12 protein-coding genes and 1 riboswitch are annotated in these 12085 nt (G+C 65.9%); of the genes, 1 reads left to right on the forward strand and 11 read right to left on the reverse strand.

From position 1 onward, the window contains the following. Window positions 1-13: 13 nt before the first annotated feature. Window positions 14-106: riboswitch (cyclic di-GMP riboswitch) on the reverse strand. A 38-nt stretch (window positions 107-144) separates the two neighbouring features. From VEW47_00580 to VEW47_00620, 9 genes are read right to left on the reverse strand one after another with little or no spacing between them, the layout of a single operon-like run. Continuing rightward, on the reverse strand, window positions 145-1104 hold the full coding sequence (locus VEW47_00580; protein ID HYS03664.1) for an AgmX/PglI C-terminal domain-containing protein: 960 nt from the start codon (window positions 1102-1104) through the stop codon (window positions 145-147). A 39-nt stretch (window positions 1105-1143) separates the two neighbouring features. Continuing rightward, on the reverse strand, window positions 1144-1611 hold the full coding sequence (locus tag VEW47_00585; protein ID HYS03665.1) for a biopolymer transporter ExbD: 468 nt from the start codon (window positions 1609-1611) through the stop codon (window positions 1144-1146). A gap of 4 nt (window positions 1612-1615) precedes the next feature. Continuing rightward, on the reverse strand, window positions 1616-2038 hold the full coding sequence (locus VEW47_00590; GenBank protein HYS03666.1) for a biopolymer transporter ExbD: 423 nt from the start codon (window positions 2036-2038) through the stop codon (window positions 1616-1618). Next, entirely contained in the window at window positions 2025-2744 is a 720-nt protein-coding gene (locus VEW47_00595; GenBank protein ID HYS03667.1) for a MotA/TolQ/ExbB proton channel family protein, read from the reverse strand. The genes VEW47_00590 and VEW47_00595 overlap by 14 nt, the downstream gene beginning before the upstream one ends. A gap of 42 nt (window positions 2745-2786) precedes the next feature. Continuing rightward, the gene (locus VEW47_00600) at window positions 2787-3092 is read right to left on the reverse strand and encodes a hypothetical protein (GenBank protein ID HYS03668.1); all 306 of its coding nucleotides are present in this window, start codon (window positions 3090-3092) and stop codon (window positions 2787-2789) included. Continuing rightward, window positions 3089-3742, reverse strand: coding sequence for a tetratricopeptide repeat protein (locus tag VEW47_00605; GenBank protein ID HYS03669.1), 654 nt, complete (start codon window positions 3740-3742; stop codon window positions 3089-3091). The genes VEW47_00600 and VEW47_00605 overlap by 4 nt, the downstream gene beginning before the upstream one ends. A gap of 11 nt (window positions 3743-3753) precedes the next feature. After that, a complete protein-coding gene (locus tag VEW47_00610; protein ID HYS03670.1) occupies window positions 3754-6801 on the reverse strand; it encodes a tetratricopeptide repeat protein in 3048 nt (1015 codons plus the stop codon). Then, window positions 6801-8684: a tetratricopeptide repeat protein gene (locus VEW47_00615; protein ID HYS03671.1), complete on the reverse strand. Its 1884-nt coding sequence runs from the start codon at window positions 8682-8684 to the stop codon at window positions 6801-6803. Before VEW47_00615 ends, VEW47_00610 begins: the two co-directional genes overlap by 1 nt. A 3-nt stretch (window positions 8685-8687) precedes the next feature. Further along, window positions 8688-9272 (reverse strand): hypothetical protein, encoded by a 585-nt coding sequence (locus VEW47_00620; protein HYS03672.1) that lies wholly within the window; start codon window positions 9270-9272, stop codon window positions 8688-8690. A 479-nt stretch (window positions 9273-9751) separates the two neighbouring features. Between VEW47_00620 and VEW47_00625 the strand changes: the two genes are divergently transcribed. Further along, window positions 9752-10558 (forward strand): OmpA family protein, encoded by an 807-nt coding sequence (locus tag VEW47_00625; protein HYS03673.1) that lies wholly within the window; start codon window positions 9752-9754, stop codon window positions 10556-10558. A 25-nt stretch (window positions 10559-10583) separates the two neighbouring features. On the opposite strand, the gene VEW47_00630 is transcribed toward VEW47_00625, so the two are convergent. Together VEW47_00630 and VEW47_00635 are read right to left on the reverse strand one after the other, a co-directional pair. Further along, window positions 10584-11291: an NAD(P)-binding domain-containing protein gene (locus VEW47_00630; GenBank protein HYS03674.1), complete on the reverse strand. Its 708-nt coding sequence runs from the start codon at window positions 11289-11291 to the stop codon at window positions 10584-10586. Between the two features lie 11 nt (window positions 11292-11302). Further along, window positions 11303-12085: MFS transporter (locus tag VEW47_00635; protein HYS03675.1), on the reverse strand; the 783-nt coding region annotated here is incomplete at its 5' end.

Consider the following 12085-nt stretch of genomic DNA (forward strand, 5'->3'; position numbering starts at 1 on the left):
CATGTGGACGGATTCTGGCGGTCCCGCCGTCTTGGGGCCCCTCCCAGGGCTCGTTAGACCGGTGACTTTGCGTCGCCATCTTTCGATGGCTTTGCCTTTGTCAAAATCGCGTCGAATCTCAGCTTCTTCAAATCCTCCCCGGCTTCACGCCGCCGGCAGGAAGTCGATCGGGTACGCGATCGTCAGCGCCTGCACGCCGTCCTTGGCTCCGAAATTGATCGTCCGGACGATGTTCACGACCTGGGCCGCGAGATCCGGCGCATTCATGTCGGACGACTGCAGCTTGCACATCGACACGCTGCCGTCCGCCTCGATCGTCAGACGCAGCACCATCTGGCCCTTCAAGGTGGGGTCATTGCGCAGCGCCCGGTTGTAGAGCCGGTAGAACGACGCCTTGTAGCGGTCGAACACGATCTGTATCTCTTCGTCGGTGCGGGAAGGGCCCGGCCCGCCGCGCGACAGCGGTCGGCCGCCGACACCGCCGCTTCCGCCGCCGCCACCTCCGCCGCCGCCACCTCCAGCGATCGGGCTGGTCGCGCGGCCCACTGCCACGCCCGGAATTCCGCCTTCCCCGCCTCCGCTGCCACCTCCCACGCTGTGGCTCAGCGAGGCGAGGTTGATGCCGCCGCTCGAGCCCGGCGCATTGGTCGTCAACGTGGAGGGTGACGATGGCTTGCCCACGTCATTGGCAGCGCCGTAACGCGCCTCGGCTCCGAGGCGCGGCGCGATCTTCTTGTCCCGTGCCAGGCTCGCGAGCTGGTCCCGGAATGCCAGGATGCCGGAATTTCCCACCCTCTGCCGTGGCGATGCCTCCGCCACCGGGGCCGGCTCTCCCGGCGCGGCTGGACTCGGCTTCGGCGGAACGACCGGGGAGGGTGGGAGCCGGGCCGTAGACGCCTCTCGCGACGGAGGACGAGGGGCCGCGGGCGCGGAGACCTCGATCCGCGGTGGACGATGGAAGACGACGTCGACCTCTGTTTTGGGGCGCGGGCTGCGGCTCAGCGCCTCCGCCGGCACCAGCAGCACCAGGACCATCGCGAGGACATGGATCGCGAGGCTCGTCAGCATGCTGCGGGTGGACGGAGCCCCGGATGTTACAGACACGCTTCTTCCGGATCCCACGGTTGTAGCCAAGGAACCACCTCAGTCGGTCGTGATGAATTCGATCGTCAAGTCGTCCACCTTCGATTTCGCGAGATCGACGATGCGCAGGACCCCCTCGTAGTTCAAGCGGTTGTCGGCTGCGAGGAACAGCACGCGCTTGTCCGCGGGCCGGCCGCCCAGGATCTCCGCCACGCGCGCGGGCAGGTCGGCCGCAGGGATCTCGCGATCGGCCAGGGTCACGCGACAGTCGGCGGGGAGCCCCTCCCCCGGCGGCGGCTCGAGGATGCGGCAGTCCGTGGGCACGATGGTCAGGATCACCTGCGATTCCTCGGCCTGCGCGGGCACGGCATCGGCGGAGGTTCGAGCGATGTTCACGTCGTAGCCCTGCAGGAGGAGGGGGACGACGACCATGAAGATGATCAGCAGCACGAGGACCACGTCGACGAGCGGCGTGACGTTGATCTCGGAATGCAGGTCGGAGCCGGATGCGCCACTGTTGAGCTGCATGATGTCAGTCTCCCTGCGCCTTGGCGCCGGCGCGCTTGGCGATCAACCCCACCCCGTGGAAGCCGGCCTGCTCGATCACGAGCATGGCCTGCCGGACTTCGCCGAGGCGGAGCCGCGCGTCGCCCCGGATCACGACCTTGAGATCCGGATCGTCGCCAGCCGCGGCGCGCAGACTTTCGCCGAAACGCTCGGCTGCGACCGGCTGATCCTCGATCCACAGCCCGCCGGCCTGGTCGATGGTGACCAGGATCCGGGTCCTCTCGTCGCCCTGCTCGCGCGGCTTCTTCGTGTTCGGCAGGTCGACATCCGGTCCCTTACTCAGGGTCGGCGCCATCACCATGAAGATGATCAGCAGCACCAGCACCACGTCGACGAGCGGCGTGACGTTGATGACCGCCTGCAGCCTGGCCGGCTCACCGAGCCGCATGGGCCGTCCCCGTCATTTTGACCAGCGGCTTGCTCTCCCGCGCCATGACCTCCGGCACCTTGAACAGGCAGTTCACGAGCTGTGACGAAGCCCGGTTCATCTCGACGTGGAAATTCTCGAGCCTGCCCGTGAACTGGTTGAAGGCGACGACGGCCGGGATCGCGACGAAGATGCCCAGGGCGGTCGCGACCAGGGCCTCGGCAATGCCGCCCGAGACCGCGGCCATCCCGCCGGACCCCGTGGCCGCGATGCCCCGGAAGGCGTTGATGATCCCGACCACGGTGCCGAAGAGGCCGATGAACGGGGCGATGGAGCCGATCGTGGCCAGGAACCCGAGACCCCGCTTCAGCTGGATCAGCACCTCGGACATGGAGTCCCTGAGGGCGCTCGTGACGAGCTCGAGCGAGGCGACCGGATCGCCTCCGGTCTGGCGCACGCCCTCGTACTCGAGGATGCCCGCCGAGACCACCTGCGCCACGTGGGAGACCTGGTGCTTCCCCAGGGCGTCGATCAGTTCCTGGACCTCTCCCCCGTGGAGGAACTTCCCGAACACGGGCTTGAACATCTGCGACTGACGCGTGGCCAGGCGGAAGCGGCGGTGCTTGTCCACGATCAGTCCCACCGAAAAGATGGAGAGCGCGGCGAGACAACACATGACCGCGGCTCCGAATAATCCGACGTTTCCCAGCAGCTCCGTAAAGCTCATGACTCCTCCTTGCTCCTGAGGCTGTTGAAGTGGTTCATCGCATCACTTCCGACCTGACCTGATCTCGTAGTAGCTCAGGGCCCGCATGAAGACTTCCTTGTCGACGGGCTCCCTGGAGTCGTCGAGCATCGGCGAGAAGCCGGCCGTGTCGCCGAGTTTCGAGCTCTTCCAGGGAACTATGACCAGCGACTTGGGCGTTTCCTGATTGCCCAGGATGGACATGCCCAACGTCGGGTCCTCTTTCTTCGCGTCTTCCTTCTTCGCGGCTTCCTTCTTGGCCTTGGGCGCATCATCGGCCAGCGCCACACCGGTCGCCAGCAGCAGCACCAACAACATGCTCCGGCTCATGGTTTCTCCTTCTTGCTTTTGCGGTTGCGAAGGTCGGCAATCCATTTGACGACATCGGCGTCATCGGGAACGATCCGGCTGTACGCCTCGTAATGCTCCAGCGCGCACGCGGTATCCCCGAGATACAGGTCGCACAGGATGGCAAGGTTCCTGTGCGCATAATGAAAGTCGGGGAACTGTGCCAGGGCCGCCTCATAACTGGCGCGCGCCAGCGCAAACTGCCCCTTGCGCCGCTGCACCAGACCGAGCTCGTTGTAGGCTGCGGGATGTTTGGGACTCAATTCCAGCGCCTTGTGCAGGCTGGCCTCAGCGTGGTCCAGGTCGCCGGTCCTCGCGTACGCGATGCCGAGATCGATGTACGCGGCCATCGCTTCGGGCGCCCGTTCGGTCACCTTGAGCAGCGCGGCGATGCCCGGCTCGTACCGCGATTCGTTCAGCATGCGCACCGCCGCCTCGTAGTCGGCGCGCACCCCGGACGGGACGCTCACCGGCTGCGTGATCGTGAACCCGCCCGGATCCCGCTCGACCTTCGCCTCCGCGACGGCCGGGCGCACGTCACTCGGCTCCGTCACCGGTGCCTTGGGGGACTGGGAGGCGCAGCCGACGATGAGAGCCGGCGCGAGCACCACCGCAACGGTGACGCGACGCATCAGAGGGGTCTTCATGGTTTCACGTCCGTCGGGGCCGGTTCACCGGAGGGGTGCGGCACGGGACGTCGGTACACATAGCTGTCGATCGAGTCGAGGAATCCGTTGCTCATTTCGTGTTTTGCGTAGCGCCCCGGCACCATGTCCGCGAGTCTGCCGAGACTCTTCTCGATCCACGCGTTGAAGACGCCGGCCCGCAGCAATTCCAGGTTCTTCTCGTGCAGGCCGATGGCCTTCTCCTCGAACGGAAAGGCCTCCTCGTCGAGGGCCTGCTCGTACGCTTGCAGGTCGGCGGGCTGCAGGTCGGACGGCCGCTCCGACTCCGTCAGCGAGCGGCTGAAATCGAAGTAGACCTCGGCCATGTAATACGTTGCGGCCGCCGTCACTTCACCGATTTCATACTCCACCAGCCCGTCCATGGCCTCCATCGCGGCATCCATGCGCTTCTTCTTCTCCTTCAGGCTGGCCTCGAACGGCTGCCGCAGCTTCACAGCCGCGAATTCCTGGTAGACCTGCTCCGCGAGGACCAGTGCCGAACGCCCGGCGAGCGTCCGGGTCCGGGCGTTCCTCCCCGGCCCGGCGGCCGCATCGATGCGCACGATTTCCTTCAGCTGCTGGTGGTAGAGCGGCACGTCGTTCGCCGCCTTGTGTATCTCGGCGATCTTGAAGCGGGTCTCGAGGGCCGCCTCGACCGGCCGGGGAAACTCGTCGACGTAGCGCCGGTACGCGCCCAACGCGCGATCCCGGGCATTGGACTTCTCGTAGAGGTCTCCCGCGACGAGCAGCGACTCCCTTCGCAAGGTCTCATCCCCGGACTGGGATGCGACCCGCTCGTACTCCTCGGCGGCCCGCGACAGCTGGCCGCTCTCCCGGTAGGCGTTGGCGAGCTCTCGGGTGGCCTCGAGCTGCAATTTGTGCTGCGGGTAGGCGGCGCGAAACGCTTCGAGCACGCCCGCCGCCGCCGTCCAGTCCTTCAACCGGATCAATGCGGCGCCTGCGTCGTACTCTGCCGTCGGACGGATGCTGGAGGTAGGCGCTTCCGAGCGAATCCTCAGGAAGTGGCCTGCCGCCGCGCGATAATCCCCGGCGGCGTTCGCGATCTCACCCTGCTTGTAGATCGAGGCGGCAAGATTGTCGACGAGCGCGGCGCGCGACTTGTCGCCCTCCGGCGTGACCGCCAGCACCTGGGTGTAGGCCTTTTCGGCCTGCGGGTACTCGGCGATCTCGAATGAGCCGTGCGCGACGACAACCCACGCGGATCGCCGGAGACCCGCCTTCGCGTCGGGATAGTTATCGATGACGCGCTGGGCGATCGCGACGGCGGTCCGGTAATCCTTCAACTCGTACTGGTCATCGGCGGCCGCTCCCAGCACCGCCGCGGCCTGTTCGTGCTTCGGGAATGCGTCGGCGAATCTGAGCGAGCTTGCGACTGTCTCGCGCTTGACGGCATCCTGCTGCTCTTTGCCTGCAATCTTGAGCTGCTCGCGGTATGCATAGACCGCGGCGTAGCCCGCGGCCGCCGACTGCGGATGCGGCGGGTATCCGTAGGCCGTGTGCTCGTACTGCTTGGCCGCCTCGCTGAAATCCTTGTTCTCCAGGAGCAGGTCGGCGAGCCGGTAATTGATGGGCGGCGAGTCGGCGTCCGTCGGAAAGGACTCGAGGTACTCTCCGTACCATCGGAGGGCCTCGCGATAATTCGCTAGCTTATCCTCCGCTTTCGGCTCGCTCTGATACTGGGCGTGATAATGCGTGGCGAGGTCCTTCAGGTTCGTCTTCAGGAAGGCCAGCACCTCCGGCGATTCTTCAGGTTTGACGTGTCGCCAGTATTCGGCCTTCAGCCCATACTTGGACGCGAACTCCCGCTTCGACTCGAGCACGAGCTTGGGGAACCCGCCCTGGGTGAAAGTCTCAATGACGCGCATGCTGAAACGCGGCGCGGCGCGGTGGAACGGATAGAGGTCCACGAAAGCCTTGTACGTCTTCGCCGCGTCGTCGTAGCGCAGCTTGGCAAGGTAGTGCTCGCCAAGATTGCTGTAAATACGATCCTCATAGGGGCGGCTCCCGAGAGTGGAGAAGAACTCCCGAATGGCCGGCGGTCCGCCGAGGTTGCTGAAGCTCAGGCTGATGACTCGAAAGGTATCGGCGACGCGACGATCGTCCTCCTCCTCGTGCGTCTCATCGAAGTTGTAGCCGATCGATACCTTGTGGTCGAGCAGCGTCACGTACTTTTGCAGGGCTTCCTCGTAGAGATCCTGCTTGTAGAACGTCCAGCCGAGCTTGTAGAGAGCGAGCTCGTAGAACGAGGAGCCGACGTCCAGGCTGATGACCGCTGAATAGGCGCTCTCGGCGTCGCGAAATTGCCTGCGGGTAAAGAAGTACTCGCCGCGCCTGAACTGCACTTCGACGTAATGCTCGGAGTGCGGATTCGCCCGGATCATGCGCTCCATGGTCGCCATGGCCTCTTCGGTCCGACCCAGCTCGTCGTACGCACGCGCCATCTGATAGAGGACCTTGTCGCTGTTCTCGTAACTCGGATAATCCTTGAGCAGGCGTTCATAGAGGGCGATGGCCTCGAGTGGACCGCTGGGATCGACCTCAGCGGGCACCGCGCCCGCCGGCGAGGCGCCGGCGCTGCCGCCCGCCGGCATCCCGCTCCCCGCGGTCGTGCGCCGCTCGAAATCCCGTTCGGATTCCCGCGGCCCGGCGCCGGCGACCGCAGCGGCCGGATGGGACGTGTCGGCCTGCGCATCCGCGGGTCTCTCGGCAAGCAGCGGAGCGGCTATGGGCCGCAGATTGCTTTCACCCTCGCGTATGCCGAACTGCTTCTCGATTTCCAGGTCCGCGAGACGGCGCATCGCCTCGGGAGTCATCGCCGTCTCCGGCGTCTCTTCGAGGAAGCGCCGGTAGCCCTGCATCGCCTGATCGAGACCCTGCTCGACCGTCACGTCCTGCACGTCCGGGCGCACCTTGCGCAGATCGGCCAGCGTCGCCTGCGGGTGGCGCGCGGCGCAGCCGACGACGAGAGCCGGGGCGAGCAGTATCGGAGTGGCGAAGCGGCGCATCAGCGTCCCTCTGCGCCGGGCTGGGCGCGCGCGGCCCGATCGTAGCTGTCGGCGACGCCAAACCGCGCCTGGGCCTGCTGGGCCACCAGGCGTTCCCGTCGGGCTTTGAGCTGGTTGATGGCGACGGTCTCGATCAGGGTGCCCTGCCGGGCCATCAGGCTGCTGACGCGCTGCAGAGCATCGCCGACGCCCGCGCGGAGCCGTTCGATCTGAGCGTCGTAGCCGACATAGCTGTGCGTCGCCGCCTGCCTCGTCCTGACGAAGGAGTCGTACTGCCGGGTGAGAGCATCGACTCCCGCGTTCAATTCGTTCAAGTGCGTGTGGGCCGCGGTCAGCCGCTCGGGGTACTCGGTTTCCAGCCGCCACCTGACGACGCCGCGCAGGCGGGCCGCGCGTTCACGAAGCGCGAGCGATTCGGGACGATCGGAGCGGCCGAGCTGTTTTTCGATGAGTGCGATGCGCTCGAGGGCCGTCAGCTCCTCCGCGGTCGCCAGATCGTCGGGCCGCGGCGCGGTCAGCATCGCGTGCAGGCGCTCGCCGAGGTGCTTGCGCTGCTCGAGTCGCAGGCGAATCAGCGAATCCAGCTCCCGGAACTGGGCGTCGACCTCCGGCAGCACCGGATCGTAGTTCTGCCGGCGCAGCCGGATGATGTCGTCGAAGGCCTCGAGGCCGGTCTTCCAGGCCATCAGCCTCGCTTTGAGATCTTCGAGGTCGAGGTAGTTGTGCAGCGCGGTCTGGAAATCGTGCGTGGCCATCAATTCCATCAGGTAGTAGGTTTCCGGCGCCTCCGGCAGACTGCGCAGGCGGATGACCCAGGTTTCGTCCTGCCGGCTTTCTTCGCGGACGAGCGCATTGAGAAACCGCCCCTCCTGGATGCTGGCGATGGATGCGTCCACTCTTTCGATCTGGCTGCTGAACAGCTCGAGCGCCTGGCCGTACAGGATCGCTGCGCGGCCGTTCAGGTTCAGGCTGGCGTAGGCATGCGGCGCGGCAAGTACGGCTTCCTGGACCGCGGCATCCGTCGGCTCACGCCCCACCAGGATGTTCCACGGGACGAGCGCGCGGTCATACTGCTGGGCCGAGGCTTCGGCCCAGCCTGCCCGCAGCAGAGCCAGGTTCGAAAACGGTCCCTCGATGCGGACGCGGTCCCATGAGTGCTTGGCCCGCTCAAAGTCGTTCGACTCGAACAGCATGGTGCCGAGCACCAGATTGGACTTGTCGCGGATCGCGAGACCGGCGGGATCGCCGGCCGGCAGCTGCCCGGCCTTGTCCAGCTGCTCGATCGCTTCCTTGGGTCGTCCGTCCTGAAACAGCGCGATGCCGAGGTTGTAGGCGGCAAACCCCGCCAGGTTCGGGTCGTTCCGCAGCTGCCTGAGCACCTCGACGGCGTCGCCCGGCCGGCCCGTGGCCATGTCGATGTTCGCCCGCAGAAACTCGACGTCGTCCCTGATCCCCTCGGGCACCTTCCCCTGGATCCGCGCCAGCGCCTGCTGCGCATCGTCGAGCTGATCCTTCTGGAAGTGGATGCGGGCGAGCCTGAAAGCGGCCTCGTTTCGCACGGCTTCATCGACGGCGCCTTCGAGCACCGCCTTGACGGCGCGCCCTGCGCGGAGGTGCATGCGGTAGTTGAGCTCGAAGTCGCCGACATCGAATTCGGCGTCGTTGATGTGGTAGTGAAGCGTATCGAGTCGGGGCTCATCGAGACCGTGGTACTGCGCGAGCTCGGTGTCGAGCCGCTGGAGCGCATCGAAATACTGCCCCTGGTAGAAGTGATAGAGGGCATCGCCGAAATAAGGATCCCTCAGATCGGCACACACGGCTGGAGGGACGGCAAGTCCCAGGACCAGGCCGAGCCCCATGAGCCGGTGTGACGCTCGTTTCATCGGTTACCATTCCCCAAGCGTGATGGGCTTGCTGGAATTCGAGCCGGCCAGCGTCAGCCCCAGCAGCTTTGGCTTCACTTCCTTGCGGAAGGCGAAGTGGTCGGTGCGGCTGAAGTCCGCTCCGCCCTCCAGCTTGCCGTCGACAAGCACCTCGAGCTGGTGATCCCCGGTCGTCACATTGCCGACGTAGATGCGTTGCACGCCCCCCTTGCGCAGGGCCTCGAGCTCCTTGAGGCTGTAGATCGAGTGCGCCGCGAGCTGGCCGTCGATCTTGAGCCGCACGGCGTCGAGTCGCATCGAGTCGCCCTTGGCCAGCGAGACGAAGATCGCGACCTGGGTCCCCGACGGATACAGCAGCCTCTCCTCCAGCCGGCTCAGCTCCGCCGTGATCCGGAGGACGTCTGATTTGATCTCCTGGATCTGCTCGTCGAGGCCCCTCATCTGCTGTTTCTGGTCGTTCTGCTCCGCCCAGCCGTGGGCCGTGGCCAGGCAGATCAGGAAGGCAAGGACGAAGACGCGCGCTGCCGCCGGAATGGACCCGCAACGCTCGATGCCAAATATGTTCGTGATCCGGTTGAGTCGGACCATGGCGCCCCCCCAAATGACCTTCCGGGACGCTCACCAGAACGCCCCGCATAATTCCTTTCCCATACATTGGTTAGATACCTTTCTGAAGCAAGCCGATCACAAACTTGTTTGATCTCTCGGCGAGTTCTGCTTGAAGCCCCCACACAATCCCGATTCGATCCCGTCAAGCCTGTGTCGCAGCCGGGGGCGCCCAGATGAGGGTCACCGGCTGGAGTAACGTCGAGCACCGGGGGTGCCCGGAAGGCCTCGGAGGCGCGCGCGGAGCAGAGATGAGGAGTGGCGGGCTGCCCGCAGCCCCATCGGCGAACGGCTTTGCGACACCAGCCGGAGCTTCCGTCGCCGGCTCATTGACGAGCACGACGCCCGCACAAACGCTCTTGCCCGGCGCGCGCGCGGTTCCTACATTCTCCATGTCGATCGGTGCGGGACGCCCCTCGCCACTGGCTTGTTCCCGCGCCCCAAACGAAAGGGAGGATCCGATGCTGCTGAATTCTCAGAGGTCTTCACGGCGGACCCACTGCTCCGCGCACGTCCGTGCCCTGGCCCTGCTCGCGGCCGGAGCCCTCGTCGGCGGAGCCTCGACAGCCTGCGTCTCGACGGTCCGATACAATGAGGTCGAGCAGGAGCGCGACGCCCTGGCGGCGCGCAACGAGGCGCTCAAGAACGAAGCCGAGAACGCCACTCGCAACGGCGAGACGCTGGCGCAGGAGAAGAGCGCGCTCGAGACCGAAAAGACTGCGCTCGAGTCAAAGCTTGCGACCCAGCAGACGCAGGGGGAGGAGCTCGGCTCGAAGCTGCACGAGCGCGAGGAAGAGGCCCGCAAGCTGCAGGCGACCTACGACGGCCTCGTCAAGAGCCTCAAAAAGGAGCTGAAGGCGGGACAGATCGAGGTGACACAGCTGCGCGACGGCCTGCGCGTGAACGTGTCCCAGGACATCCTGTTCGACTCCGGCTCCGCGTCGCTCGACAAGAGCGGCACGGCGGTGCTCAGCAGGGTCGCGACCGAGCTCAGGAAATCGTCGCACCAGATCCTGGTCATCGGGCACTCGGACAACAAGCCGATCCGTCCGACGCTGTCCAAGCAGTACCCGTCGAATTGGGAGCTGGCCGGGGCCCGTGCGGCGAGCGTCGTCCGGCTCTTCGCCAATTCGGGGCTCCCGAACAAGCGCATGCGCGCCGTCTCGGTGGCCGACTCCCAGCCGGTCGCGTCCAACAAGACCGAGGAAGGACGGGCCAAGAACCGCCGCATCGAGATCCGCCTGCGCCCCGTCTCCGCCGAGGGTTAGGGTCTCGCCGGGGAGCCGCTGGCGCTCAGAGACTCTTGAGCGTCGGCGGCACCCTGGCGATACGAGCCTCCTCTTCGGCGCGGTATTCGGCGATCCGGCTCCGAACAGCTTCGGTGAGCGCACGCCGGAGAGCAGTGGCTTCAAGATCCCGACAGTAGGCCGGCGTTCCGGGCTGCTGCCGCCAGGAGTTGTCGAGATCGCCACCGTCGACAGGGTCGAAGCCAAGATCGTCGACAAGATGAAGCACCGTTGCCTTGGCGTCCAACGAATCGCCGAAGACCGAGAGAGCTGTCCGCCCCGTCGTTCCCCTCGGAGCGCCCTTCTCGAGCAGGCTCCTGGCCACGATGTTGTTGAACGCCTTGACGACGGGACGCCCGATCTGCCGCGCGACCCACTGGCTGTCAAGCATGCCCCGGTCGATTGCATCGATGCGGCCATCGCGAAGCTCCGGATGGTAGTTGCCGGTATCGATCACGACGACTCTGCTAGGCACATTCGCAAACAGCTCCCGCGGAAGAACAGCGACGGCCTTCGTTGGGATCGAGATCATGACAATCTCTCCTGCTTGGGCGGCGGTGACGACAGAAACGGGCGTCGCGCCGATCTCGGCCGCCAACGCGGTCAGGCTCTCCGGTCCTCTCGAGTTCGCAATCGAGACCAGATGTCCGAGCTTGGCGAGATGGCGCGCAAGTGTCCCTCCTATGTTTCCAGCGCCGATGAATCCGATCCGCATGGGCATGCCTCCTATTCCGGAGTGCCTTCCTGCATCGGGTCCGAGGGGGCGCGCTCGCGCCGCGCGAGCATGATGAACGGCAGCCCGAGCAGCTCGACGCCGGCGCCGACCAGGTAGGACGTCGCGTAGCCCCACGCGTCGGCGGCCCTGCCAAGAGCCGGCTGGACGATGACGCCTCCCGACGAGCCGAGGAGATTGTAGGAGGACAGGACCGTGGCCCGCTCCTCGGATGGTATCAGGCCGTTGATGAACGCCTGGCGGATCGGCATGGTGGCGGCGAACACGACGGCCCACAGTCCCATCAGCGCCAAGGCCGCCACGAAACTCGGCGCAAGCCCGATCAGGGCCAGCGCGGCCGCGCTCGTCACCGACCCGGCGAGCAGCAGCGTCGTCCTCCTTCGAAATACCCTGCCGGCATAGGGCACAAGGGCGCCTCCGACGATCTGGGCGCCCGCGACGATGGCCGCCGCCAGGCCGGCGACCGCATACGATCCGCTGCGTCCATAGAGCTCGAGAAGGTACGGCTGCATCGCGTAGAAGGCGTAGATCCCGACACCGGCCTGGAACGGTGCGGCGAGCATCAGCCAGCGCACCGGCGCGTTGCGAAGGCCGTGCTGAAGCGATGATCGCAGAATGCGACGGATCTCCTCCGGCATCGATGCGCTTCTCTTCGGCGTGAAGCCGAGGTCGCGCATCGACACGAACGCCACCGCGAACGTCAGGCCGAGCACGACCGACCTCAGGAGATACGGCACGCCGAGATTCGTGACCTGGGCGATGATTCCGCCGGCCAG

The organism is Candidatus Dormiibacterota bacterium, assembly GCA_035635555.1.
Lineage (GTDB): Bacteria > Acidobacteriota > Polarisedimenticolia > Gp22-AA2 > Gp22-AA2 > Gp22-AA3.